Here is a 25,362-nt window from a genome sequence, read left to right as displayed (position 1 = left end):
CGGAGCCGACCGCGTAACCCGGACCGCGCCTCCAGAGCTTCTGACTACGATCGGCGGGGACATCACCGAAGTCGAAGGAGATCCACGTGCCCATCGCAACGCCGGAACAGTACGCCGAGATGATCGAACGCGCGAAGGCGGGCAAGTTCGCGTACCCCGCGGTCAACGTCTCCTCCTCGCAGACCATCAACGCGGTCCTCCAGGGCCTGCAGGAGGCCGGTTCCGACGGCATCCTCCAGGTCACGACGGGCGGTGCCGACTACTTCGCCGGCCACACCATCAAGAACCGCGCAGCGGGTGCCCTCGCGATGGCGAAGTTCGCCCACGAGGTCGCCAAGAACTACGACATCACGGTCGCGCTGCACACCGACCACTGCCCGAAGGACGCCCTCGACGGCTTCGTCCTGCCGCTGATCGCGGCGAGCGAGGAAGAGGTCCGGCAGGGCCGCAACCCGATCTTCCAGTCGCACATGTGGGACGGTTCGGCCGTGCCGCTCGACGAGAACATCGAGATCGCGAAGACCATGATCGAGAAGACGCGGAACATCAACGCGATCCTCGAGGTCGAGATCGGCGTCGTCGGCGGCGAAGAGGACGGCGTCCAGCACGAGGGCACGAACGACGCGCTCTACACCACCCCGAACGACGTCGAGAAGGTCGTCGACGCACTCGGGCTGGGTGACAAGGGCCGCTGGATCGCGGCGCTCACCTTCGGCAACGTGCACGGCGTCTACAAGCCGGGCAACGTCAAGCTCCGCCCCGAGCTCCTCGGCGAGATCCAGGCGTCGGTCGCCTCGAAGCACGGCACGGGCGAGAACCCCCTCGACCTCGTGTTCCACGGCGGCTCCGGTTCGACCGACGACGAGATCCACGAGGCCGTCCGCAACGGCGTCATCAAGATGAACATCGACACGGACACGCAGTACGCGTTCACCCGCTCGATCGCGGACTCGATGTTCCGCAACTACGAGGGCGTCCTGAAGATCGACGGCGAGGTCGGCAACAAGAAGCAGTACGACCCCCGCGCCTGGGGCAAGGTCGCCGAGACCGCCATGGCGGCCCGCGTCGTCGAGGCCGCGAAGGTCCTCGGCTCGGCCGGTCACGCCAAGGGCTGAGCAGGTCCGTCCGGTCGGGTCCACCGGCCTGGAGGAACGGGGTGCGTCCGACGGACGCGCCCCGTTCTGCGTCGGGTCGCCTCCACCGCGTGCCACGATGGGCGGGTGACCGTCGACGCCATCGCCTCCGAGTTCGCCCAGTTCGTCACCGAGTCGCCCACCGCGTTCCACGCGGCGGCGGCGACCCGTGACCGTCTCGTCGCTGCCGGGTTCACCGAGCTGTCCGAGCTCGACGCCTGGCCGACCGAAGCCGGTGCGTACGTGGTGGTCCGCGACGGCGCCGTCATCGCGTGGCGCCTGCCCGACGGTGCCGGCCCGACGACGCCGTTCCGGATCCTCGGCGCCCACACCGACTCCCCCGGCTTCCGCGTGAAGCCGAACCCCGGCGTGCGTACCGGGGGCTGGGAGCAGCTGGGCGTCGAGGTCTACGGCGGTGCGCTCCTGTCGACCTGGTTCGACCGCGACCTGCGGATCGCCGGCCGGGTCGTCGACGCCGACGGCAGCGTGCGGCTCGTCAGCACCGACGCCGTCGCCCGGATCCCCAACCTGGCGATCCACCTGGACCGTGGGGTCAACGACGGCAAGGAGATCGACCGCCAGCGCCACACCCTGCCGATCGTCGGGGTCGACGGCGACGCCGGCGGGACCTCCGTCGTGGAATGGCTGCTCGCCCGGCTCGGCGAGGGCGCGGTGTCGTGGGACCTGTTCCTCGCCGACACCCAGGCACCGGCCCGGATCGGCATCGAGCGGGAGTTCCTGGCGTCCGGCCGGATGGACAACCTGACGAGCGTGCACGCCGGACTCCGGGGCATCGTGGACGCTCCGACCGACGGTGACCACATCCCGGTGTTCGCGGCGTTCGACCACGAGGAGATCGGGTCGTCGACGCCGTCCGGTGCCGGTGGTCCGTTCCTCGAGGACGTCCTCGGCCGTGTGCAGGAGGGCCTCGGCGCCACCCGCTCCGAGGCCGCACGGGCGTTCCGTGCGTCGTGGCTGCTGTCGAGCGATGCCGGGCACCTGGTGCACCCGAACCAGCCGGAGAAGCACGACCCGACGAACCGTCCGCGCCCCGGAGCCGGACCGCTGCTGAAGATCAGCGCGAACCAGCGCTACATGACCGAGGCGAAGGGCGAGGCCGTCTGGGCAGCGGCGTGCGAGACCGCCGGTGTGCCGTGGCAGCCGTTCGTCAACGTGAACACGATCCCCGGCGGCTCGACCATCGGCCCGATCGCGGCGACCCGGCTCGGGATCCCGACGATCGACATCGGCGTCGGGCTGCTGTCGATGCACTCGATCCGGGAGCTCGTGCACGTCGACGACCTGGCTGCCCTGCACGGAGCGGTCGCCGCCTTCCTGGCCGGCTGACCTCCGGGCGGCGTCGGCTGCTGGGTGGTCGCGACTCCCCGCGCGCATCGGGCCGAGAGGTCACGAACTGTCGCTCGCGCCGGTGCCGAACGACACGTTCTGACCACTCGACGGCGGGCCCACGGCGTGTTGCGACCACACGGCATAGGATGCTGCGCGCGCCCGCAAGGCCGACGACGCTCGCCGGAACGGCACCACACCGCGACTGGCCGACAGACGGGCTGCCGAGAGGTCACGACTCCCCGCGCGCCCAGGGCCGAGAGGTCACGAACTGTCGGTCGAGCCGGTGCCGAACGACACGTTCTGACCACTCGACGGCGGGCCGCGGTGTGTTGCGACCACACGGCATCGGGTGCTGCGCGCGCCCGCGAGGCTGGTCACGCTCGCCGGAACGGCACCGCACCGCGACTGGCCGACGGACGTGCTGCCGAGAGGTCAAGACTCCCCGCGCGCCCAGGGCCGAGAGGTCACGAACTGTCGGTCGAGCCGGTGCCGAACGACACGTTCTGACCACTCGACGGCGGGCCCGCGGCGCGTTGCGACCACTCGGCGCGCGGAGGCCGGCACCGCGAGCAACCCGGCGGTCAGGCGGTCAGGCGCTCAGGCGCTCAGGCGCCGCCGGACTGCCGCAGCATGAAGTCGACGAAGGCCTGGTCCTGCATGACCACGACGACGAACGCGATCACGCTGATCGCCGTGGCGACGACGGCTCCGACCAGCGGCACCCAGAATGTCCGCTTCCGTGCTCGGAGCCGACGGATGGACCACCAGGCGACCAGGGCGAAGACCAACACGTTGGTGATCGCGGCGATGGCGGCGGCCGTGCTGAGGGCACTCGGGTCGTTCAGGGCCGTGTACTGGGCCTCGAGGGTGCGCCGCACGGTCGAGGCGACCTTGCCGACCGACAGCGACTGCACGACAGAGACGAGCCCGAAGGCGAGCAGCCCGACGGTGAGTACGAAGTCGGCGGGCGTGCGGCCGAACCGGCTGCGGGCCATCGACCCCTGTGCCCCGGCAGGGATCGCCCCGGAGCGGGCATCCGTGCCGGCGCGGTCGCCGTGGACGCCGTCGCTCGGAGCAGCGTCACGCGCGCCGGCGGCGGAGGCCTGGTCCTGCCGTTCCCGTGCCTGACGCTCACGCTCCTGGCGTTCCTGCTCGACGAGGACCGGGTTGACCCACCCCTCTGGCGCGTACTCGCCGTACCCGGGTGCGGGACGGCCCTGGGGCCGGCCGTCCACGGGACCGGCGGCCGACGTCGGGGACGCACCCCGGGCCTCCTGGCCGGCACCGGAACCGGCGTCGACCTGGTTCGCCGGGTCGCGGCGCGGGACAGAGGACCAGCCGTCCGCGCCGCTCATGCCCGACGCCCGCCGAGCGCGCGCGTCGGGTTGCCCGAGGCGTCGGTGCGGAGCTCCTTGGGGAGCGAGAACATCAGGTCTTCGTGCGCGGTGACGACCTCTTCGACGGCGGCGTACCCGGCGTCGGCGAGCTGCTCGAGCACCTCGGCCACGAGTTCTTCCGGCACGGACGCACCGCTGGTCACGCCGACCGTCTCGACACCGTCGAGCCACTCCTGCTGGATCTCTTCCGCGTAGTCGACACGGTGGGCGGCCCGCGCACCGTGCTCGAGCGCGACCTCGACCAGACGGACGCTGTTCGACGAGTTCGCGGAGCCGACCACGATCACCAGGTCGGCACCGGGCGCGACCTTCTTGATCGCGACCTGGCGGTTCTGGGTGGCGTAGCAGATGTCGTCCGACGGGGGGTCCTGGATGGCCGGGAACTTCTCCCGCAGCAGCCGCACGGTCTCCATCGTCTCGTCGACGCTGAGCGTGGTCTGCGACAGCCAGACGAGGTTGTCCGGGTCGGGGACCGACAGGGCGGCGACGTCGTCGGGGCCGTTCACCAGGATCGTGCGGTCCGGGGCGTGCCCCATCGTGCCCTCGACCTCTTCGTGGCCGGCGTGCCCGATCAGGATGATGGTGCGCTCGGCCTTGGCGAACCGGGTGGCTTCGCGGTGGACCTTGGTGACGAGGGGGCAGGTGGCATCGATGGCGTGCAGGTCGCGCTCGGCGGCACCCGCGACGACGGCCGGCGACACACCATGCGCGCTGAAGACGACGTGCGAACCCCGGGGGACCTCGGCCACGTCGTCGACGAAGACGGCACCGCGCTGCTCGAGCGTCGACACCACGTGCACGTTGTGGACGATCTGCTTGCGGACGTAGACGGGCTCGCCGTACTGCTCCAGGGCCTTCTCGACCGCGACGACCGCGCGGTCCACCCCGGCGCAGTAGCCACGGGGCGCCGCGAGCAGCACCTTCTTGGGGCCGGCGACCGGTTCGTCACGCAGTCGGCCCCGTGCCGCGTGCACACGCGGCGGGGCGAGCGGGACCGTGTGGCCGTTGGTGATCGTCACGTCCCTGATGATAGGTGAGCAGCACGCACGCGACCTGGGCGCGCGGGGCGCCTGTGGAGAACACGACGGCCGTCCCCTGTCACCGGTCTCGGGCACGATGGACGTCCCAGCAGGACAAGGAGCGACATGGCGATCGAACAGGGCCCGCCGACGGCCGACAACCCGTGGCCGGTCGCGCTCCTCGGCGCGAAGCTGCGCGACTGGATCGACCGGCTCGGCACCGCGTGGGTCGAGGGCGAGATCACGCAGTGGAACGTCGCCGGCGGCAACGTGTACGGCAAGCTCAAGGACGTCGAGGTCGACGCCACCGTGTCGTTCTCCATCTGGTCGAGCGTGCGCTCCCGGGTGCCGGCGGACATCAAGCAGGGCGACCGTGTCGTCGCCGCGCTCAAGCCGAACTACTGGGTCAAGGGCGGCTCGCTGACCATGCAGGTCGTCGAGATGAAGCACGTCGGCCTCGGAGACCTGCTCGAACGCCTCGAGCGCCTCCGTCGCACCCTCGCCGAGGAAGGGCTGTTCGACCCGTCCCGCAAGCGCCGTCTGCCGTTCCTGCCGCACCGCATCGGTCTGATCACCGGCAAGGACTCCGACGCCGAGAAGGACGTCAAGCGGAACGCGCAGCTGCGGTGGCCCCAGGTGGAGTTCCGCACCGTGCACACGGCCGTGCAGGGCGAACGGACCGTGGGCGAGGTCACGGCGGCGATCCTCGAGCTCGACGCCGACCCCGAGGTCGACGTCATCATCATCGCCCGCGGCGGCGGTGACTTCCAGAACCTGCTCGGCTTCAGCGACGAAGGACTCGTCCGTGCCGCGGCCTCGGCGTCGACCCCGATCGTCTCGGCGATCGGGCACGAGGCCGACCGCCCGATCCTCGACGAGGTCGCCGACCTGCGCGCCTCGACCCCGACGGACGCCGCCAAGCGCGTCGTGCCCGACGTCGCCGAGGAACTCGCCAACGTCCGGGCGGCCCGCGCCCGACTCGGGCTGCGGCTCTCGCACACGCTGTCGGTCGAGGCCGACCGGCTCGCCGCGCTGCGGTCGCGGCCGGCCCTGGCGTCGACCGCGTGGCTCGTCGACACCCGTGCGGAAGAGGTCGCGCGCGACCTGTCCCGTGCCCGCGAACTGCTCGACCGCCGGCTCGAACGCGGGCACTCCGAGGTCGGCCACCTGACCGCCCGCCTCCGCGCGCTCTCGCCCCGTGACACCCTGCGCCGCGGGTACGCCATCGTGCAGCGTGCCGACGGGGGTGTCGTCCGCGGCACCGACGACCTGTCCGGAGCGACGCCGGTGCACGTCACGCTCGGTGCCGGCACGGCCACGGGCACGCTCGAACCGGACGGCCCCGGCCCGGACGGCTCCTGACCACCACGGCGTTCTCCACAGCCTGGGACCGGGCGTCGGATCGTCGGTGGACGCTCGGTAGGATCGTCCCGTGTCATCCCAGCAGGAACCCGAGCAGACCGACGTCCAGTCGCTGAGCTACGAAGCGGCCCGTGACGAACTCGTGCGCGTCGTGAGCGAGCTCGAACAGGGCTCCGCGACCCTCGAGCGTTCGCTGGCGCTGTGGGAGCGGGGCGAAGCCCTCGCCGCCCGGTGCGAAGAGTGGCTCGTCGGCGCTCGTGCACGGCTCGACGCGGCCCGTGCCGCCAGCGACGCCCAGGACGGCTCCGGCCGATGACCGACCCCGACGGCCGCCCGATCGTCGCCGAGCTCGGTCGCCCCGAGACGGCCGAGGAGACCTGGGCCCGCAAGGACGCTGCCCGGACCGCCCGCCGGCAGCACCAGACCGCGTTCAACCTGGTCATCGCGCTCATCGCCTCGCTCGGCATCGTGCTGTTCCTGGTGGCGGTCGTCGTCCGGCCGGACACCACGGTCGACCGCACCGTCGACTACCAGCAGATCGCGGCGAAGGCGAACGTCGACGACGTCACCCTGGTGGCGCCGCCGCTTCCGGACGGCTACAGCGCCAACCGCGCGGACTTCGCGAGCAAGACCACCGACGGCGTGGACGTCTGGACCGTCGGTTTCGTGACGCCGGACAAGCAGTACCTCGGCCTGCAGCAGGGCATCGACGCCAACGCCTCGTGGGTGTCGAACCAGCTCGACCAGCGGCCGTCCACCGGTGACCGCACGATCGGTGACACGGAGTGGACCGTCTACGACCGCCGCGCCGAGGGCACCGACGCCGGCAACCACGCGTACTCGCTCGTCTCGACGTTCGGCAAGAACACGATCGTGCTCTCCGGCACCGCCGACGACAAGGCCTTCCGGACCGTCGCGACCGCCGTCTCCCGAGAACTGACCGAGTAGACGACGGGCACCGCCCCGCCAGTCACCACCCCGTCCCACCCGAACCGAGGAGCCCCATGCCCGACCGCGCCGCCTCCACCCCGTCCGACGCCCTGCGCCTGCTCGTCGACGGCAACGCCCGCTTCGCCGCCGACAAGCGCCGGATGGGCCGCGTGGACCCGGATCGCCGCACCGAGCTCGAAGGATCGCAGTCGCCGTTCGCGACCGTCCTCGGCTGCTCGGACTCGCGGGTGCCGTTCGAGCACGTCTTCGACGCCGGCATCGGCGACCTGTTCGCCATCCGCAACGCCGGGCAGATCGTCGACGACGTCGTGCTCGGCTCGATCGAGTTCGCGGTCGTCGCCCTGGGCACACCGCTGGTCGTCGTGCTCCGGCACACCCGGTGCGGTGCCGTCGCGGCAGCCCGCTCCGGTGAGCCCGTCCCCGCCCCGCACCTGCAGGCCCTCGTGGACGCGATCGCCCCGAGTGTCGAGAAGGTCCGGCTCACCGACGCCGAGCTCCCGCAGGAAGCCGTCGGCGCCGCACACCTCGAAGCCACCCTCCGCCAGGTGATCGAGCGCTCCGGCGCGGTCTCCGATGCCGTGGCCGAGGGTAGATTGGCCGTCGTCGGGGCGACCTACGACCTCGCCACCGGGGAAGTCACCATCGACACCGTCGTCGGCCAGGTCTGACCAACCCGACGAAGACCCAGCCAGACAAGACCCAGCCCGACGACGACCGCCCCGGCGACCCCGGGGCGCAGGCACGGGCCGGCGCGACCGCGACCGGCGAGCACCCCAGGAAGGACCACGACGACGTGACCGACACCACCCCGACCGAGTTCCGCATCGAGCACGACACCATGGGCGAGGTACGGGTGCCGAAGTCGGCGCTCTACCGTGCCCAGACCCAGCGCGCCGTCGAGAACTTCCCCATCTCGGGCACCGGGCTCGAGTCGGCACAGATCGTGGCGCTCGCGCGGATCAAGCGGGCGGCGGCCATCGTGAACGGTGAACTCGGCATCGTCGAGCCCGCCGTCGCCGACGCCATCGCCGGTGCGGCCGACCTGATCATCGGCGGCCAGCACCACGACCAGTTCCCGGTCGACGTCTACCAGACCGGCAGCGGCACATCGTCGAACATGAACATGAACGAGGTGCTCGCGACACTGGCGTCCGACATCGCGGGTTCGGCGGTGCACCCGAACGACCACGTCAACGCCTCGCAGTCGTCGAACGACGTCTTCCCCACCTCCGTGCACGTCGCCGTGACCGAGGCGCTCCTCCGCACCCTCGTGCCCGCTCTCGAGCACCTCGCCGAGTCCCTCGAAGCGAAGGCCACACTCTGGGCCGACGCCGTGAAGTCCGGCCGGACGCACCTGATGGACGCCACGCCCGTCACCCTCGGGCAGGAGTTCGGCGGCTACGCACGCCAGATCCGCCTGGGCATCGAACGGGTGCAGGCGACGCTCCCCCGCGTCGCCGAGGTCCCGCTCGGCGGCACCGCGGTCGGCACCGGCATCAACACCCCCAAGGGCTTCCCGCAGCGGGTCATCGCCCAGCTCGCGAGCGACACCGACCTGCCGATCACCGAGGCCGTCGACCACTTCGAGGCGCAGGGTGCGCGTGACGCCCTGGTCGAGGCCTCCGGAGCGCTCAAGGTGCTCGCCGTCAGCCTGACGAAGATCAACAACGACCTGCGCTGGATGGGCTCGGGTCCGAACACCGGCCTGGGCGAGCTGCACATCCCCGACCTGCAGCCCGGCTCCTCGATCATGCCCGGCAAGGTGAACCCGGTGATCCCCGAGGCCACCCTGATGGTCGGTGCCCGGGTCATCGGCAACGACGCCACCATCGCCTGGGCCGGGGCCTCGGGTTCGTTCGAGCTCAACGTCGCCATCCCGGTGATGGGCACGGCGCTGCTCGAGTCGATCCGGCTGCTGGCGAACAGCTCGCGCGTGCTCGCCGACAAGACCATCGACGGGCTCCAGGCGAACCTCGAGCGCGCCCGCGCCTTCGCGGAGTCCTCGCCGTCGATCGTCACGCCGCTCAACCGGGTCATCGGCTACGAAGCGGCGGCGAAGGTCGCGAAGTACGCCGTCGCCGAGGGCCTCACCGTCCGCGAAGCCGTCGTGGCCCTCGGCCACGTCGAGCGCGGCGAGGTCACCGAGGCGCAGCTCGACGAGGCGCTCGACGTCCTCAGCATGACCCACCCGAAGTAGCACGACGCTCCTGACGCACCCCAGGACGGACGGGAGGCCCGGTGCCAGCTGGCACCGGGCCTCCCGTCCGTCCGATGGCGGCTCGACCCGCCTCACGCGCTGACCGACAGGGCACGCGCCCGGAAGCGCGTGACCTGTCGGTCAGCGCGAAACCCCGTCAGTGCCTGCCGCTACACCAGGTCGGGCGAGTCCAGCAGGTCCGTGACCAGGGCGGCGATCGCGGAGCGTTCGGACCGCGTCAACGTGACGTGCGCGAACAGCGGGTGCCCCTTGAGCCGCTCGATGACCGACGCGATCCCGTCGTGCCGGCCGACCCGCAGGTTGTCGCGCTGCGCGACGTCGTGGGTGAGCACGACCCGCGAGTTCTGGCCGATGCGCGAGAGCATCGTGAGCAGCACGTTCCGTTCGAGCGACTGCGCCTCGTCGACGATCACGAAGGCGTCGTGCAGGGAGCGGCCGCGGATGTGGGTCAGGGGCAGCACCTCGATCAGGCCGCGCTCGATCACCTCGTCGAGGACGTTGTCCGATACGACCGAGCCGAGGGTGTCGTAGACGGCCTGCGCCCACGGGTTCATCTTCTCGCCGGCGTCACCGGGCAGGAAGCCCAGGTCCTGCCCGCCCACGGCGTACAGCGGGCGGAACACCATGATCTTCTTGTGCTGCTGCCGTTCGAGCACCGCCTCGAGTCCGGCGCACAGGGCGAGCGCCGACTTGCCGGTGCCGGCGCTGCCGCCGAGCGAGACGATGCCGATCTCCGAGTCGAGCAGGGCGTCGATGGCGAGCCGCTGCTCGGCCGAGCGTCCGCGGAGTCCGAAGACCTCGCGGTCGCCGCGCACCAGGGCGACGGCTCCGGCGACGTGCACGCGGCCGAGGGCCGATCCACGCTCGGAGTGGATGACGACCCCGGTGTTCACCGGGACGCCGTCGAGCTTCGCGGAGCGGATCTCCTCTTTCTCGTACAGGTCGGACATCTGCTCGCCGGAGACCTGCAGGTCGGCGATGCCGGTGTAGCCCGAGTCGACCGCGAGCTCGGCGCGGTACTCCTCCGCCGCCATGCCGATCGACGACGCCTTGACCCGGAGCGGCAGGTCCTTCGACACGACGACGACGTCGAGCCCGTCGTTCTTCAGGTTCGACGCGACGGCGAGGATGCGGGAGTCGTTGTCGCCGAGCTGCAGGCCCGACGGCAGGACAGACTGGTTGGAGTGGTTCAGTTCGACGCGGAACGAGCCGCCGTCGCCGATCGCGATCGGGAAGTCGAGCCGCTCGTGCTCGATGCGCAGTTCGTCGAGCAGCCGGAGGGCCTGCCGGGCGAAGTACCCGATCTCCGGGTCGTTGCGCTTCGACTCGAGTTCGCTGACGACCACCACGGGCAGGACCACGGCGTGCTCGGCGAAGCGGAACAAGGCCCGCGGATCGCTGAGGAGCACCGATGTGTCGAGCACGTACGTGCGCTGGGCGACCGATGTGGACGAGTCCGCGGTGTGCTGCTGCTGTGCTCCGCGAGAGACGTTCTGAGAGGTCACGACCACTCCATCCCCGGGCCGCGACGGGCCCGGTCCTGTCCTCGAACGCGGCCACGGAGCGGGTCCCGAAGCACCGACTGTGGCCGCTTCGATCGGGCGCGGTGCCCGATGGGGACAACGTACGTCCGGCCCCCGACACGCTGACAGCGACACGCGGTTTCCGGAGTTACGGTCGCGTGAACAACGCGAGCGTGGCTCGCGACGCCGCTCGCGTGCTGCCAGCTGGAGGCCCGTGGCGGCCTGGCACCGCGCCTCCAGGCCGTCCGTGGGTCGCGACTCGTCGCCCGGGCAGCGTCGACTGGTCACGAACCGTCGACTGCGGCCCCTCCGGCCGACAGGTGGTGACCACTCGGCGGACGTGAGCGGGGTGTCGTGACCGCTCGCCAGCCCCGGACCGGAGGCTCGTGGCGGCCTGGCGCCGCGCTTCCAGGCCGTCCGTTGGTCGCGACTCGTCGCGTGGGTGGCCTCGGCTGGTCACGAACCGTCGGCTGCGACGACTCCGGCCGACAGATGGTGACCACTCGGCGGACGTGAGCGGGGTGTCGTGACCGCTCCCGGACTGCGGAACGGCCCCGGAACGGCTCCGGACGCCGGACAGCAGGCGCGCCGCTGCTACTGCATGGTGGCGTACGAGACGCAGGCGTCGCGGAACATGTCCAGGGTCTCGTCGGTGGTCGACGGGAACACGGACACGCGCGCGACCCCGAGCCGCGTGGTCGCGGTGACACCGTGGTTGTGCATCGCGGCGGACAGGGCCGTCACGCAACCCTGCATCGGCCGGAGCACCACGATGCCGGCGCGCTCGGCCGGGTCGCGGCTGGACTCGACCTCGAGCCCGAACTCGTCGGCGATGGCGAACACGCGCTCGACGCGGTCGGTGATCCGCTCCTGCACGGCGGCGACGCCGACCGCGGTGAGGCGCTCGAGCGACACCGCGAGCCGGGCCTGCGCGACCGGGTCGATGCGGGACATCTGGAAGCCGGCCGCCCCCGGACGCACCGCCGGGACCTCGGTGGGCCAGCCGGACGTGCCGTGCGGGCCGGACAGTGCCGGACGGATCCGGTTCAGCGCACGGTCGCTGAACGCCACGAACCCGGTGCCCCACCCGGCGTGCAACCACTTCTGCCCGCCGGTGGCGACGACGTCGGCGACCTCGTACGGGGCGTCGACGACGCCGAAGCCCTGGATCGCGTCGACGATGAGCAGGCGGTCGCCGATGACCTCGCGGATGGCGGCGAGGTCGGTCAGGTAGCCGGTGCGCCAGTCGACCAGGGACACAGCGACGGCGGTCACCTCGTCGGTCAGGCGCTCACGGATCAGCTCGGGGGTCACCCAGCCGGCACCCGACTCGATGACGACGGGCTGTACCCGTCCACCGGTGGCCGAGGCGGCGCTGGCCAGTGCGAGCGGCAGCGATGGGTACTCATCGGCGGACACGAGCACGCCGCCGGTCAGGCCGAAGGCGGTGTGCAGCAGGCCCGGGGTCGTCGCGGCCTGCGAGACGACCTGGTCCTCGCGGCGGCCGACCAGGCGGGCGGCGACGGTGCGGACGCGGGCATCCTGCTCGTCGAGGGTCTCCATGGCGCCGAAGCGCATGTGTGCCTGGATCGTGCCGAGCACACGCTGCTCCTCGAGCACGGCGGTCTGCACGGGGCCGAACGCAGCGTGGTCGAGGTAACCGGGGTCTTCGGAGAAGCCAGCGGCGTACTCGTCGATGTTCACAGGTGGTGCACCTTTCACAGGGTTGAACCCTGAGAGCCTACTGGGACGCGGCTCCGCCGACGAACCCGGTGCGGGAGCTGGCTGCTCAGCCGCCGAAGCGACGCGACCGGAGCCCGAAGTCGCGGACCGCCCGGAGGAAGTCGACCTCGCGCAGGTCCGGGTAGAACGCCTCGACGAAGTAGAACTCGCTGTGCGCGCTCTGCCACAGCATGAAGTCGGACAGCCGCTGCTCGCCAGAGGTCCGGATCACCAGGTCGGGGTCGGGCTGACCCTGCGTGTACAGGTGGTCGCCGATGAGCTCCGGCGTCAGCACCTCGGCCAGGGTGTCGATGGTGCCGCCACCCGCGCCGTGCGCCTGCACGATGCTGCGCATGGCGTCCGCGATCTCACGACGGCCGCCGTAGCCGACGGCCAGGTTGACGTGCAGCCCGGTGCGGCCGGCGGTGCGCTGCTCGGCCTGTTCGAGCGCGGTCACCAGGTTCTCCGGCAGGCCCTCGTTCGACCCGACGTGCTGCACGCGCCAGTCTCGGTTGTCGGCCAGGACCCCGGCGAGGTCGGCGATGATCCCCACGAGTTCTTCGAGCTCTTCGCCGCCGCGACCCGTCAGGTTGTCGGCTGACAGCAGGTACAGCGTCACGACCTCGATGCCGAGGTCGTCACACCACGTCAGGAACTCCGGGATCTTCGCGGCGCCGGCGCGGTGGCCGTGTGCGGCGGACTCGAGTCCGAGCTGCTTCGCCCAGCGACGGTTGCCGTCCACGATCATGGCGACGTGCTTGGGCTTCGCTGCCCCCTCGAGCTGGCGGCGGATCCGGCGTTGGTAGGCGCGGTAGAGGATCCCTCGCCCTGTCCATCCCGCCGTCCCGGTCACGCACCGAGCGTAGTGCACCACCGGCACACGCTCCCTGAAGCACCCGCTCTGCGGACACGTGGCTGTCGTTCGGGGTCAGGCCCTATGGTCGGGACCATGCAGGACGAGCACGAGACCGGAACACTCCCCCACGTCCCGTTCACGGAAGAGGCGTCGGCGACCGCCACCACGACCGCTGCCGAACCCCGTCCGGCGTGGCGCGGCTGGATCCACCTCGGTGCGTTCCCGTTCGCGATCGCGATGGGGATCGTCCTGATCACCCTCGCCGACAGCACCGCAGCGAAGGTCGGCAGCGCGGTGTTCATGGCGACGTCGCTCGCGATGTTCGGTGTCTCCGCGACCTACCACCGGTTCCCGTGGGGGCCGAAGGTGAAGGCCGTGCTGAAGCGCATCGACCACACCAACATCCTGCTGCTCATCGCCGGCACCTACACGCCCGTCGCGATCTGCGCCCTGCCGCACACGCTCATGGTCGTCGTGCTCTGGGTGATGTGGTCGGGCGCAGCGCTCGGCATCGCGTTCCGGGTGCTCTGGATCAACGCGCCCCGGTGGCTGTACGTCCCGATCTACCTGGTGCTCGGGTGCGCTGCCCTCGGGCTGCTGCCGCAGTTCTTCGCGGCGAGCGTGCCGATGACCGTGCTCATCCTGTCCGGCGGCGTCGCGTACATCATCGGCGCGCTGGTCTACGGCTTCAAGCGGCCGAACCCGGTGCCGACGCAGTTCGGGTTCCACGAGGTGTTCCACGCCCTGACCGTGGTGGCCTTCGGTGCGCAGTGGGTCGGCGTGCTCATCGTCGCGCTGGACCCGGTGCGCTGACCGTCGCACGTTCCTTCCCAGAACGGGTGCGATGCCTGGTGGTTCCGGGCGTACTCACCCGGAAGTTCTGACCAGGCACGCCCGATTCGACCAGGTACGCCCGGTTCCGGTAGGTGCGCACGAGGCGGACTGGAGGCCCGTGGCGGTGCCGCCACGGGCCTCCAGTCCGTACCCGGTCGCGTCAGCCGCGCTCGGTGTCGTCGCCGACGTCGGCCCGGCCGTCCTCGGCCGCCCGCCGCTCCGGCTCGTCCGTCGCGGAGCCGTCGCCCGCGGTGCCGTTCGCCTCGGCCTCGAGCCGCTCGCGCACCTCGGCGCGGTAACGGGTCCGACGGATGCGTCGGGTCATGTCCACCACGAGCAGGATCGTCACGATCGCGACGAGTGCGATCGCGATGAACCCGACGACACCCGGGGTGACGTCGACGTCGGGGACGACCGAGGGGCTGGGACTGGGGGTGGCGGCGAGTGCCGCCGCGATGGTGCTCACGAGGTCGGTTCCTTGTCGGCTGGGATCCCGGCGAACAGGTCGGTCTCCGGGAGCTCGGTCGGCACGCGTGCCTCCACGAGCTGGTAGTCCTCGGTCGGCCACACCGTCGCGAGGAGGTCGTTCGGCCAGTAGAAGAAGGCGCTGTCCGGTGCGACCTGGCTGGCGTGCGCGCGGAGTGCGGCGTCACGCTGGTCGAAGTACTCGTGCACGTCGACGTGGGTGGTGGCGAGGTCGGGCCGGTCGGCGAACCGCTCGACCCACTCGCGCAGCTGCTCGATCGCGGGGCTGTCCGGGTCGCGCTCCTGCAGGGCTTCGAAGATCGTGCTGAAGCGGCGCGGGTTCATCGTGCGCTCGTAGTAGAGCTTCGCGATCGACCACGGGGCACCGGCGGACGGGTACGCCGACGGGTCGGCGGCGGCCGACCACGCGGCCATCGAGACCTCGTGCGTGCGGATGTGGTCGGGGTGCGGGTAGCCGCCGTTCTCGTCGTAGGTGACGAGGACGTGCGGGCGGAACCGGCGGATCACGCGGACGAGGGCCTCGGTGCTGTACTCGAGCGGCACCGTCGAGAACGTGCCCGGCCGGACCGTCTCGCCCTTCTCGGCGTCGGGCAGCCCCGAGTCGTGGTACCCGAGCCACACGTGGTCGATGCCGAGCGCCTGCTGCGCCGCGGCCATCTCGGTGCGGCGGTACCCGGCCATGTCACGGTGGGCACGGCTCGTCGCCGGCTCACCGAGCTGGTCGTTCAGGATGTCGCCGGCCTCGCCACCGGTGCAGGACACGACGAGCACCTGGTGCCCGTCGGCCACGTACTTCGCGGCGGTCGCGGCACCCTTGCTCGACTCGTCGTCGGGGTGGGCGTGGACGGCCAGCAGACGGTAGGGCACGTGGGGTTCCTCACTGCGGGTGAGCGGCGTCGGACGCGGGCAGCGCACAGCATCGCGTGAACTACCCTGGGATCAGGATATCCACCCCGGGAGCCCCGAACTGTCCGAACAGACCCAGACCGCCACCCTCGACGAGCGCTACGGCCGCACCCCGGCCCGCAAGCGCCGCAGCCGCCTCTTCGCGATCGTCGCGGCCATCGCGGTCGTCGTGGTCTTCGGTGCGTGGGTGATCTGGGCCGGGCTCGACCAGTCCGACCGCGGCCTCGACCAGGACGTCATCGGGTACGAGGTGCTGTCCGAGCACAGCACCGTCGTCCACTCGCAGGTGTCCGTCGACCCGGGCGTCGAGGCGAAGTGCGCCGTGCAGGTCCTCGACAAGAGCTACTCGATCGTGGGCTGGAAGGAGATCACCGTCCCGGCGTCCGAACAGCGCAGCCGGAGCATCTCCACGCAGGTCACCACGACGACGCGGGGCGTGACCGGCTTGATCCACGACTGCTGGATTCCCTAGACTGACCTGATTCGCCTCTCGAGACCGACCACTCGGCCGGTCTCGTTTTTTCATGGTCGAAGGGACAGAACATGAGCAACGACACGCAGGTCACCTGGCTGACCCAGGAGGCGCACGACCGTCTCAAGGCGGAGCTCGACGAGCTGAGCGGCGAGGGCCGTGCCGAGATCGCGCGCCGCATCGAGGCCGCTCGCGAAGAGGGCGACCTCAAGGAGAACGGCGGCTACCACGCCGCGAAGGACGAGCAGGGCAAGATCGAAGCCCGCATCCGCGTCCTCACCGAGCTCCTCAAGCACGCCACCGTCAGCGAAGCGGAGTTCGACGGGACGGTCGAGCCGGGCACCGTCGTCACGGCGGTCATCGCCGGCGACGAGTCCACCTTCCTGGTCGGCAGCCGCGAGATCGTCGCCGAGGGCTCGGACCTGACGGTCTACAGCCCCGTCAGCCCCGTCGGCGCGGCCATCGTCGGCCTCAAGGCCGGCGACAAGGCCACGTACACGGCACCGAACGGCAAGGAGATCGCCGTCGAGGTCGTCAAGATCGAGCGCTACGAGCCGTAGACCCGGCCCACTGCAGACAGGAGGCCCGTGGCGACACCGCCACGGGCCTCCTGTCTGTCCGCTGGTCGCGCCGCCGCGGGGCGGACGCAGAACGACACGGTCGTTGTCGTACGACAACGACAGAGTCGCTTGCACACGGCCGCGACAATTGCGCGCGCGCACCAGCGACAGGAACGCTGTCGGACGACAGCGACATCGTCGCGTCAGCCGTAGACTCGGCCCGCTGCAGACGGGAGGCCCGTGGCGACACCGCCACGGGCCTCCCGTCTGTCCGCTGGTCGCGCCGCCGCGGGGCGGACGCAGAACGACACGGTCGTTGTCGTACGACAACGACAGAGTCGCTTGCACGCGGCCGCGACAATTGCGCGCGCGCACCAGCGACAGGAACGCTGTCGGACGACAGCGACATCGTCGCGTCAGAGCCCGTCGCGGACTAGTGCTCGAGGAGTTCCGGGCGGAAGCCGACCTCGTGCAGGCGCTGGATGACCTCCTGCGCGTGCTCCGGGCCGCGCGCCTCGATCGACAGGTCCAGCGCGACCTCGTTGATGACCAGGCCCTGGCCGTGGCGGGTGTGCAGCACCTCGACCACGTTCGCGCCGGCGTCCGAGATGACCTGCGCGACGCGGGCGAGCTGACCCGGGCGGTCCGGGAGCATGATGCGGATCCCGATGTAGCGCGAGGCCGCCACGAGCCCGCGGGTGATCACGCGTTCCATCATGAGCGGGTCGATGTTGCCGCCGCTCAGCAGCACCACGGTGCGGCCGGTGTCGCGGACGGCACCGGACATGATCGCGGCGACGCCGACGGCCCCCGCTGCCTCGACCACGAGCTTGGCGCGCTCGAGCAGGACGAGCAGTGCGCGGGCGGTGTCGTCGTCCGAGACGGTGACGATGTCGTCGACCAGGTCGCGGATGATCGGGAAGTTCAGGTCGCCGGGGCGCGCCACCGCGATGCCGTCCGAGATGGTCGGCTTCGTGGTGATGGTGACGGGCTCGCCGGCGGTGATCGACGACGGGTAGGCCGCGGCGTTCTCCGCCTGCACGCCGATGACCCGGATCTGCCGTCCGAGCCGCTCGGCCATGCCCTTCACGGCGAGCGCGATGCCGGAGATGACGCCGCCGCCACCGATCGGCACGACGACGGTGTCGACGTCCGGCACCTGGTCGATGATCTCGAGGCCGAGCGTGCCCTGCCCGGCGATCACGGCCGGGTGGTCGAACGGCGGGATGAACACGGCCCCGGTGTGGGCGGCGAAGTCCTTCGCGGCGCTCAGCGCCTCTTCCACGGAGTGGCCCCGCAGCACGACGTCGGCGCCGTAGTGGCGGGTGGCCTGCAGCTTGGGCAGGGCGACGCCGACCGGCGTGAAGATCGTCGCGGGGATGCCGAGCTCGCGGGCGGCGAGGGCGACACCCTGCGCGTGGTTGCCGGCGCTCGCGGCGACGACGCCCTTGGCGCGCTGCTCGGCGGACAGGGTCGAGAGGCGGTTGTAGGCACCGCGGACCTTATAGGCACCCGTGCGCTGCAGGTTCTCGCACTTCAGGTGCACCGGGGACCCGAGCAGCTCGGCGAGGAACTGCGACGTCTCCATCGGGGTGACGCGTGCGACGCCCTTGATGGTCTCGCGCGCCGCCTCGATGTCCGCGAGGGTCGGGATCGCGGTGAGCGTGTGCGGGGAGGCGCTGGTGTCGGTCACTCCCCCATCATCGTCGCTCCCGGCCCCCGCGGCGAACTCGTGTGACGCTCAGTTGGTGCTGGCGGTGTCTTCCTCGGCCGAGGGACCCGAGTCGACGCCCGGTGCCGGCACGTCGTCGCCGACCTTGTGCCGACGGCGTCGGAGCAACTGGATCTGCCCGTGCTGCCCGCGCTTCGGCGTCGCTTCGAGGACGTGGTCGGAGTCGAGCCGCCGCCAGCGTCCGCTCGCGATGGTGGTGACCATGGCGTTCAGCGTCGCGATCAGCGGCACGGCGAAGAACGCTCCGGCGATGCCGGCGAGCCCGGAGGCCGCGGTGACGCCGAGGACGACCGCCAGCGGGTGGACCTTGACCGCGTTGCCCATGACGAGCGGCTGCAGGATGTGGCCCTCGATCTGCTGGACCAGCAGCACGACCCCGAGCACCAGGACCGCCGCGAGGGGACCGTTGAAGATCAGCGCGACGAACACCGCCAGGAAGCCGGTGACGATGGCACCGACGACCGGGATGAACGCACCGAGGAACACGAAGGCTGCGATCGGGATGACCAGCGGCATGCCGCCGAAGAAGAGCCCGACGATGAAGGACCCCAGGCCGATGCCGACCGCGTCGACGAACGCGACGAAGATCTGCACGCGGATGAAGCTCGTCAGGGTGATCCAGCCGGCCACACCGGCGCCGTCGACCGCAGCGCGCGCCTTCTTCGGGAACAGCCGGACGGACCAGCGCCAGACGTTCTTGCCGTCGATCAGCAGGAAGATCGTGGTGAACAGGATGATGAAGAGCGCCTCGAAGGCGTGCGTGGCCCCCGAACCCGCGCTGGCGACCCCGGACAGGATCGACGCGGAGTTGTCCTGCAGCCACTTCGTGCCGTCGTCGAGCCAGCCGTTGACGTCAGACTGGCTGATGCCGAACCCGGAGCTCAGGACGAAGTCCTTGATGTTCGCGTACTGGTCCACCGTCCGGTCACGCAGGGACGGGTAGGACGCGATGATCTGGTCGACGACGAGCCAGATCAGGCCACCGAGCGCCGCGATGCCGCCGAGCAGGCTCATCACGACGGCGAGCCACTTCGGCACGTGGTGCCGCTGCAGCCAGTTCGAGATGGGGACGAGGAGCGCCGAGACCACGATGCCGACCAGGAACGGGATGAGGATCTCGCTGAAGACCGTGACGAGCCAGATGAAGACGGCGATCACGCCCACGACGACGAGCGCCCGCCACGACCACGCACCGGCGATGCGTACGCCGACCGGGACGGATTCCTCGACCACGGGGTCGGGGTGTGTCTGCTTGCTTCCCCATGCCATGCGCCCGAGTGTAGCGATGTGCTTCCCGTCAGGTGCCAGATACGGCATACGTTCGTGGACCCTCATGTCGGCGGGGTTCGGTAGCGTCGCGGCATGCCCAGGTCGACGCTCTCCGCCGCCGAGGCCCGCCGGGTCACACTCGCCGCACAGGGGTTCGGACGACCACCCGCCGAACCCGTCTCGACGCGTGCGCTGAACGCAGCCTTCGGCCGGCTCGGGCTGCTGCAGATCGACTCCGTCAACGTGTTCGAACGCAGCCACTACCTGCCGCTCTTCGCCCGGCTCGGGGCCTACGACCGGTCGACGCTCGACCGGCTGACGCTCGGACGTTCGGGTCCGTACACCGAGTACTGGGCGCACGAGGCGGCGTTCATCCCCCGCGACGACCTGCGGCTGTTCCGGTGGCGGATGGACGCCCTGCGGGAGCGTGACGCCGGCCCGACCAGGGTCGACGGCGTCACCCGGACCGCTGCCGTCCGGCGCGAACTGCACGCGCTGCTCCGAGCCGAGGGGCCGATGCGGGCGAGCGCGGTGGAGCACGAGTCGAACGTTCGGCGCGGCCCCTGGTGGGGGTGGAGCGACGTGAAGCTCGGGCTCGAGCAGATGTTCCGCTGGGGCGAGGCCGTGAGCGCCGGACGAGTCGGCTTCGAGCGGGTGTACGCCCTGCCGGAGCAGGTGCTGCCCGCAGGCTTCCTCGAGACCGCCCCGCCGCGTGCCGACGCCGTGCTCGAACTCGTGCGCCAGGCCACACGCGCGCTCGGCATCGGCACCCGAGCGGACATCGCGGACTACTACCGGCTGCGCTCCGACGACACGGCCACCGCGATCGCCGAGCTCACCGACGCCGGCGAGCTCCTGCCGGTGCGGGTCGAGGGCTGGGGCGAGCGGGCGTGGCTGCACGCGGGCGCTCGGGTCCCCCGGCAGATGTCCACGGACGCGGTGCTGAGCCCCTTCGACCCCGTCGTCTGGTTCCGGCGGCGGGCCGAGCGGATGTACGGCTTCCACTACCGGATCGAGATCTACACGCCCGCCCCGAAGCGGGTGTTCGGCTACTACGTGCTGCCGGTGCTGCAGGACGACCGGCTCGTCGGCCGCATCGACCTGAAGAGCGACCGGCAGCACGGCGTGCTCCGCGTCCGGACCGCGTGGCAGGAACCGGGCGAGCACCTGGACCCCGAGCGTCTCGCCGACACACTGCGACGGACCGCGAGCTGGCAGGGCCTCGGCGCGATCGAGGTGACCGACCGCGGCACCGCTGCTGCTGCCGTCGCCGGAGCCCTCGGAGTACCCCTGGTGCCGCACGAGTCCGCTGACGACGCGGACGCCCCCGAACCGGTCGAGTCGGCCGACGACTCGGTAGCCGACGGCGCCGGCTGACCCCTCAGAACCGGTCGGCGTTCGCCCGCAACCGCGCGATGCGGTCGGGCAGCGGCGGGTGTGTGGAGAACAGCCGGTCCATCACGCCCGGGCGCATCGGGTCGGCGATCCACAGGTGTGCCATCGAGGAGTTCTGCGTCTGCGTCGGCCGACCGTACGCACCGAGCTTCTCGAGGGCCCGCGCCAGGCCCTCCGGGTGACGGGTCGTCATCGCGCCCGTCGCGTCGGCCAGGTACTCGCGCTGCCGGGACACCGCTGCCTGGACGCCGGCCGCCGCGATCGGGGCCACGATGACGGCGACGATCCCGGCGATGAGCAGCACCGGGTTGGCGCTGCCGCCGTTGTCCGAGTTGCGGTTCCGCCCGCCGGACAGACCGCTGAAGATCGAGATGCGGAGCAGGACGTCGGCGATGAGCCCGACGGCCACGACGAGACCGAAGACCATCGTCGACACCCGGATGTCGTAGTTCCGGACGTGTCCGAGCTCGTGCGCCATCACGCCCTGCAGCTCCTGGTCGTCCATGAGCTCGAGCAACCCCGTCGTCGCCGCCACCACCGCGTGCTCGGGGTCACGCCCGGTGGCGAAGGCGTTCGGCGCGGGGTCGGGGATGACGAACACCCGGGGCATCGGCATGCCGGTCGCGATGGCGAGGTTCTCGACGGTCCGCCACAGCCGTGGTTCGGAGACGCGGTCGATCTCGACCCCACCGGCGATGGCGGTGGCCTGCCGTGCAGCCAGGAAGTACTGCAGCACCGCGTACCCGAGGGCGACCACGAGGACGATGAAGCCGATCGAGACGTTGCCGGCGAGGTACCCGCCGAGGAACCCGAGCGCGCCGATGATCAGCAGGAACACCAGGACGATGACCACGGTGTTGCGCTTGTTCCGCGCGATGGCGCTGTACACGTCGGATCCGACGCTGTGGTCAGAACTGGACGCGCGGCGGCTCGGCGATGGCCGCCGGCTCGTTCGTCTCGAAGAACGGTGCCTCGGAGAAGCCGCGGTTCTTCGCGAACGTGGAGTTCGGGAACACCCGGATCTTCGTGTTCAGCTCACGCACTCCGCCGTTGTAGAACCGGCGGGCGGCCTGGATCTTGTCCTCGGTGTCGACGAGCTCGGACTGCAGCTGCAGGAAGTTCTGGCTCGACTGCAGCTGCGGGTACCCCTCGGCCACCGCGAACACGCTCTTCAGCGCCTTCTGCATGTGCCCCTCGGCCGTGGAGGCCGTGTCGGCATCACCGGCGGACAGGGTCTCGGCGCGGGCCTTCGTCACGTCGTCGAAGACCGCCTTCTCGTGCGTGGCGTACCCCTTGACCGTGTCCACGATGGTGGGGATGAGGTCGGCGCGGCGCTTCAGCTGCACCGAGATGTCGCTCCAGGCCTCGTCGACCCGGACCTTGAGCGTGACGAGGGAGTTGTACGTCACCCAGAGGTAGATCCCAATGATCACCAGGACGACCAACACCACTCCGACGACGATGAGCGTCGTGACGAGTCCGGTGTCCATGCGGGCGTACTCCTTTGCGCGTCGGGATCCGCGGTGCTGCGTTGGCCTGAACGGCCATCGTGAAGTCTATCGACGCGCTGAGCATGCTCTGTTCCTCGAGCAGTGTTCACGGCCGATTCCCGAGTCACGCACACCGGGCTCCCGGACTGCGGCCCGATACCGAACCTCATCCGCGAGGTGTATTGACCGGAGGCCGCCGATCCCGTGGGATGGGTCCGGTGAACACGAGCGGGGAGAACGTGGACGAGGGGGCTGTCGGGGGCGACAGCCCTCGTCGTCGTCCCCGCTTCGCCCTGCTCGCAGCGGCGACGACGGTCCTCGTCGCCGCCCTGCTCGGCGCCGCGGCAGCCCCGGCCGTCGCGGTCGCCGCGGGTGGCCCGTCGGTCGTCACGGCCGCTGCGGACGCCCCGGCAGCCCCGGCCGCCGCCGCTCCCACCGCCACGCCCGGGACGAGCGAGATCGCCCCGCCGAACACCGGCCGTCCGGGCGCTCCGACGCCCACACCCACCCGTCCCGCCGTGCGGCCCACGATCGCCGATCCGGGTGACGTCACGACGGGGACGACGCGCTTCCACGGCACCGGTACCCCCGGGCACGCGGTCCGGGTGACGGGTCCGGCCGCGACGGGTTCGTCCGGGTGCACGACCCGGGTCGACCCGAACGGATCGTGGGCCTGCCTCGGAACCGTCCGCTCCGGTCCGCACCAGGTGTTCACGGTGCGCGACCTCACCGCCGCACTGCCCGTCGCGAGCGCACCGGCGTCGGACGTCATCGTCCCGCCGACCCTCGCGTCCGCCGGGCCCACCGGCGGGACGGTCTCCGGCACGGGGTACCCCGGATCGACCGTGACGCTCTCGGTGTCCGGGTCCTCGGCCCAGCAGGCCGCCCGGGTCGGCGCAGACGGCCGCTGGGTCGCCGCCCTGGGGACCCGGGCCGACGGTCGGTTCACCGTCACGGCGTCGCAGACTGCCAGCACGGCCGACGGGTACCGGTCCGACCTGCGGAGCGCGGCCTCCGCTCCCGTGACGGTCACGGTCGACCGCACGGCGCCGGCTGCCCCGCGCATCACGACACCGGACGACGGCCAGCGCATCGGCACCCGCTCGACGACGGTGGCCGGGACCGGTGAACCCGGCGCCCGCGCGACCGTGTACGTCGACCGTGCGCCGGTGTGCGGCGCGGTGGTGGGGTCGGACGCCTCGTGGTCGTGCTCCACCGCGGGGTCGACGTTGCGCGCCGGCGGGCACAAGCTCACCGCGACGCAGCACGACGTCGCGGGCAACTACTCCCGGTCGTCAGCCGCCGTGCGGGTCACGGTGCGGACCACCACCACGACCCCGACCGCAGCACCGACGCCGGCCGCCACGGACGCCCCGGGGACACCGGGCACGTCGACGCCGGGGTCCAGCGCGACGGCGGGCACCCCCGGCACGACCGGCCACGGCGGAACCGGCAACGCCAACGGCACGAACGCCGCCGGCCACGGGGGCGACGGCGGCAACGACGACGGCGGCGCAGCAGGCACCGGCAACGGGTCCAGCAACGGCGACGGCACCGGCACTGGCAGCGGCACCGGCACCGGCAGCACCCCGGCCGGCGTCGGCAGCACCGGAGGCCACCCCGACTGGTCCGGCCCCGCGGGCGACTGGACCGCGGCGACCAGCTACGACCGCACCGTCCCGACCATCCAGGCCGCGTTCTCGTGGCGGACCGTCCTGGTCGCCACCGCCGTCGCCGCCGGGTTCCTCCTGCTCATCGCCGCGCCGCTCGCCCTCGTGGCCGCGGTCACCCGAGGCCGCCTCCGCTCGCCGTTCGCCGGGCTGCTCGGACGCAACCGCTCGCGGTCGGACCGCACACGGGGCGACGACGTCCTGCCGACCTGGGCGTCCATCGCCATCGCGGTGTCCGTCGCGGCACTGTGCACCCTGCTCGGGGTCGGCGTCGAGCTCGAGGCCCGGTACGCCCGTCTGGCGATCGCCGTCCTCGCCGGCACCGGTGTCCTGACCGCCGCCGTCGTGTTCGCCACGCGGTGGGCAGCCGGCAGCGATCACCGCGCCGTCGGGTTCCGGGTGTCGCCGTGGCTCGTCCTCGCAGCGCTCGTGGCGTGCGGCGTCACCCGTGCGGCCGACCTCTCCCCCGCCCTCATCGTCGGTGTCGTCCTCGTGCCGTCCGGCCGCCCCGGACTGGGGACCGGCCCGCTCCGCCTCGGCACCGGGATCGCCACGAGCGCCCGGGGTGCGACCTGGCGGGTGCTGGCCCTGCTCGGCCTCGCCGCGGCCGGCTGGGTGCTGCACAGCCTGCTCGCCGGCGGAGGTTTCTGGGTGTCGCTCGGGTCGGAGTTCGCCATCACCCTGTGCGTCGGTGGCCTCGGTGCCGTGGTCGCGACCCTGCTGCCCGTCGCGGGGTCCGCCGGCAGCGCGCTGCTCGCAGCCTCCCGCGGTCGGTACGTCGCGCTCGCGGTGGTCGCCGTGGCGCTGACCACCGCGGTCTACTCGGGGACGACCGGCACGCACGCCGCACCGGCCCTGCTCGTCGGGATCGCCGCGGCCTGTGTGGTGGCCGCGATCGCGGCCCTGGTCTGGCTGCGCACCGACCGGCGTGCGGCACGCGTCTGAGCCGAGCCGGGCCTCCAGAGCGGCGCTCCGCACCGCCCCCGGGACAGAAGACGCACATCCGGGCCGGTTCGC

General features: G+C 71.5%; 23 protein-coding genes. 12 read left to right on the top strand and 11 right to left on the bottom strand.

The features are described 5' to 3' along the window. Nucleotides 1-86: 86 nt before the first annotated feature. Entirely contained in the window at nt 87-1,115 is a 1,029-nt protein-coding gene (gene fbaA / locus ORG17_RS04005) for a class II fructose-bisphosphate aldolase (RefSeq protein WP_110860683.1), read from the top strand. A gap of 105 nt (nt 1,116-1,220) precedes the next feature. After that, complete coding sequence (locus tag ORG17_RS04000) at nt 1,221-2,480, top strand: M18 family aminopeptidase (RefSeq protein WP_214527059.1); 1,260 nt, start codon at nt 1,221-1,223, stop codon at nt 2,478-2,480. A gap of 608 nt (nt 2,481-3,088) precedes the next feature. On the opposite strand, the gene ORG17_RS03995 is transcribed toward ORG17_RS04000, so the two are convergent. Continuing rightward, the gene (locus ORG17_RS03995; protein WP_214527057.1) at nt 3,089-3,838 is read right to left on the bottom strand and encodes a DUF6264 family protein; all 750 of its coding nucleotides are present in this window, start codon (nt 3,836-3,838) and stop codon (nt 3,089-3,091) included. After that, nucleotides 3,835-4,899, bottom strand: coding sequence for a 4-hydroxy-3-methylbut-2-enyl diphosphate reductase (locus tag ORG17_RS03990; protein WP_081827167.1), 1,065 nt, complete (start codon nt 4,897-4,899; stop codon nt 3,835-3,837). Before ORG17_RS03990 ends, ORG17_RS03995 begins: the two co-directional genes overlap by 4 nt. A gap of 126 nt (nt 4,900-5,025) precedes the next feature. Between ORG17_RS03990 and xseA the strand changes: the two genes are divergently transcribed. The 5 genes from xseA (at nt 5,026) to ORG17_RS03965 (ending at nt 9,409) form a co-directional block, all read left to right on the top strand. Further along, entirely contained in the window at nt 5,026-6,261 is a 1,236-nt protein-coding gene (gene xseA, locus ORG17_RS03985; RefSeq protein ID WP_111056965.1) for an exodeoxyribonuclease VII large subunit, read from the top strand. Between the two features lie 70 nt (nt 6,262-6,331). After that, nucleotides 6,332-6,577: an exodeoxyribonuclease VII small subunit gene (locus ORG17_RS03980; protein WP_027464512.1), complete on the top strand. Its 246-nt coding sequence runs from the start codon at nt 6,332-6,334 to the stop codon at nt 6,575-6,577. Then, nucleotides 6,574-7,209: a DUF4245 domain-containing protein gene (locus ORG17_RS03975; RefSeq protein WP_111029594.1), complete on the top strand. Its 636-nt coding sequence runs from the start codon at nt 6,574-6,576 to the stop codon at nt 7,207-7,209. Before ORG17_RS03980 ends, ORG17_RS03975 begins: the two co-directional genes overlap by 4 nt. A 56-nt stretch (nt 7,210-7,265) precedes the next feature. After that, on the top strand, nt 7,266-7,880 hold the full coding sequence (locus tag ORG17_RS03970) for a carbonic anhydrase (protein WP_027464510.1): 615 nt from the start codon (nt 7,266-7,268) through the stop codon (nt 7,878-7,880). Nucleotides 7,881-8,005: 125 nt separating this feature from the next. Beyond that, nucleotides 8,006-9,409 (top strand): class II fumarate hydratase, encoded by a 1,404-nt coding sequence (locus ORG17_RS03965; RefSeq protein WP_214527055.1) that lies wholly within the window; start codon nt 8,006-8,008, stop codon nt 9,407-9,409. 170 nt (nt 9,410-9,579) lie between these two features. On the opposite strand, the gene ORG17_RS03960 is transcribed toward ORG17_RS03965, so the two are convergent. The 3 genes from ORG17_RS03960 to ORG17_RS03950 form a co-directional block, all read right to left on the bottom strand. Then, nucleotides 9,580-10,941, bottom strand: a complete 1,362-nt coding sequence (locus tag ORG17_RS03960) for a PhoH family protein (protein WP_173035851.1) — start codon at nt 10,939-10,941, stop codon at nt 9,580-9,582. A gap of 606 nt (nt 10,942-11,547) precedes the next feature. After that, nucleotides 11,548-12,657 (bottom strand): aminotransferase class V-fold PLP-dependent enzyme, encoded by a 1,110-nt coding sequence (locus ORG17_RS03955; protein WP_214527054.1) that lies wholly within the window; start codon nt 12,655-12,657, stop codon nt 11,548-11,550. Between the two features lie 85 nt (nt 12,658-12,742). Then, nucleotides 12,743-13,528, bottom strand: coding sequence for an isoprenyl transferase (locus ORG17_RS03950; protein ID WP_027464506.1), 786 nt, complete (start codon nt 13,526-13,528; stop codon nt 12,743-12,745). A 96-nt stretch (nt 13,529-13,624) separates the two neighbouring features. Between ORG17_RS03950 and trhA the strand changes: the two genes are divergently transcribed. Then, nucleotides 13,625-14,344, top strand: coding sequence for a PAQR family membrane homeostasis protein TrhA (trhA, locus tag ORG17_RS03945; RefSeq protein WP_051596553.1), 720 nt, complete (start codon nt 13,625-13,627; stop codon nt 14,342-14,344). Between the two features lie 181 nt (nt 14,345-14,525). Here the strand turns inward: trhA and ORG17_RS03940 are convergent, their stop codons facing one another. Both ORG17_RS03940 and mca read right to left on the bottom strand, forming a co-directional pair. Next, nucleotides 14,526-14,831 (bottom strand): hypothetical protein, encoded by a 306-nt coding sequence (locus tag ORG17_RS03940; RefSeq protein WP_214527052.1) that lies wholly within the window; start codon nt 14,829-14,831, stop codon nt 14,526-14,528. Next, complete coding sequence (mca, locus tag ORG17_RS03935) at nt 14,828-15,718, bottom strand: mycothiol conjugate amidase Mca (RefSeq protein WP_027464504.1); 891 nt, start codon at nt 15,716-15,718, stop codon at nt 14,828-14,830. Before mca ends, ORG17_RS03940 begins: the two co-directional genes overlap by 4 nt. Nucleotides 15,719-15,737: 19 nt before the next feature. Between mca and ORG17_RS03930 the strand changes: the two genes are divergently transcribed. Together ORG17_RS03930 and greA are read left to right on the top strand one after the other, a co-directional pair. After that, a complete protein-coding gene (locus ORG17_RS03930; RefSeq protein ID WP_051596498.1) occupies nt 15,738-16,229 on the top strand; it encodes a DUF4307 domain-containing protein in 492 nt (163 codons plus the stop codon). A 71-nt stretch (nt 16,230-16,300) separates the two neighbouring features. Next, nucleotides 16,301-16,789: a transcription elongation factor GreA gene (gene greA / locus ORG17_RS03925; RefSeq protein WP_017886739.1), complete on the top strand. Its 489-nt coding sequence runs from the start codon at nt 16,301-16,303 to the stop codon at nt 16,787-16,789. 433 nt (nt 16,790-17,222) lie between these two features. On the opposite strand, the gene ilvA is transcribed toward greA, so the two are convergent. Both ilvA and ORG17_RS03915 read right to left on the bottom strand, forming a co-directional pair. Then, nucleotides 17,223-18,482, bottom strand: a complete 1,260-nt coding sequence (gene ilvA, locus ORG17_RS03920) for a threonine ammonia-lyase (protein WP_027464502.1) — start codon at nt 18,480-18,482, stop codon at nt 17,223-17,225. Between the two features lie 48 nt (nt 18,483-18,530). Next, nucleotides 18,531-19,790, bottom strand: coding sequence for an AI-2E family transporter (locus ORG17_RS03915; protein ID WP_051596497.1), 1,260 nt, complete (start codon nt 19,788-19,790; stop codon nt 18,531-18,533). Between the two features lie 93 nt (nt 19,791-19,883). On the opposite strand from ORG17_RS03915, the gene ORG17_RS03910 reads away from it, so the two are divergent. Next, nucleotides 19,884-21,167, top strand: coding sequence for a winged helix-turn-helix domain-containing protein (locus ORG17_RS03910; RefSeq protein ID WP_214526656.1), 1,284 nt, complete (start codon nt 19,884-19,886; stop codon nt 21,165-21,167). A gap of 4 nt (nt 21,168-21,171) precedes the next feature. Here ORG17_RS03910 and ORG17_RS03905 read toward each other — a convergent pair whose 3' ends face one another. Next, a complete protein-coding gene (locus ORG17_RS03905; RefSeq protein ID WP_111056961.1) occupies nt 21,172-22,074 on the bottom strand; it encodes a M48 family metalloprotease in 903 nt (300 codons plus the stop codon). A gap of 19 nt (nt 22,075-22,093) precedes the next feature. Beyond that, the gene (locus ORG17_RS03900) at nt 22,094-22,675 is read right to left on the bottom strand and encodes a LemA family protein (protein ID WP_214526655.1); all 582 of its coding nucleotides are present in this window, start codon (nt 22,673-22,675) and stop codon (nt 22,094-22,096) included. A gap of 218 nt (nt 22,676-22,893) precedes the next feature. On the opposite strand from ORG17_RS03900, the gene ORG17_RS03895 reads away from it, so the two are divergent. After that, nucleotides 22,894-25,290, top strand: a complete 2,397-nt coding sequence (locus tag ORG17_RS03895; protein ID WP_214526654.1) for an Ig-like domain-containing protein — start codon at nt 22,894-22,896, stop codon at nt 25,288-25,290. The last annotated feature ends 72 nt before the right edge of the window (nt 25,291-25,362 follow it).

This window comes from Curtobacterium flaccumfaciens pv. betae (genome assembly GCF_026241855.1).
In the GTDB taxonomy this organism is placed as follows: domain Bacteria; phylum Actinomycetota; class Actinomycetes; order Actinomycetales; family Microbacteriaceae; genus Curtobacterium; species Curtobacterium flaccumfaciens.
Note: the sequence above shows the minus strand (reverse complement) of the source record. Positions and strands in the feature narration are given on the sequence as shown.

Coding starts and splice junctions, on each gene's coding strand:
- ORG17_RS03995 (WP_214527057.1), bottom strand. CDS start 3,838: ATGAGCGGCGCGGACGGCTGGTCCTCTGTCCCGCGCCGCGACCCGGCG.
- xseA (WP_111056965.1), top strand. CDS start 5,026: ATGGCGATCGAACAGGGCCCGCCGACGGCCGACAACCCGTGGCCGGTC.
- ORG17_RS03975 (WP_111029594.1), top strand. CDS start 6,574: ATGACCGACCCCGACGGCCGCCCGATCGTCGCCGAGCTCGGTCGCCCC.
- ORG17_RS03970 (WP_027464510.1), top strand. CDS start 7,266: ATGCCCGACCGCGCCGCCTCCACCCCGTCCGACGCCCTGCGCCTGCTC.
- trhA (WP_051596553.1), top strand. CDS start 13,625: ATGCAGGACGAGCACGAGACCGGAACACTCCCCCACGTCCCGTTCACG.
- greA (WP_017886739.1), top strand. CDS start 16,301: ATGAGCAACGACACGCAGGTCACCTGGCTGACCCAGGAGGCGCACGAC.
- ORG17_RS03915 (WP_051596497.1), bottom strand. CDS start 19,790: ATGGCATGGGGAAGCAAGCAGACACACCCCGACCCCGTGGTCGAGGAA.
- ORG17_RS03910 (WP_214526656.1), top strand. CDS start 19,884: ATGCCCAGGTCGACGCTCTCCGCCGCCGAGGCCCGCCGGGTCACACTC.
- ORG17_RS03900 (WP_214526655.1), bottom strand. CDS start 22,675: ATGGACACCGGACTCGTCACGACGCTCATCGTCGTCGGAGTGGTGTTG.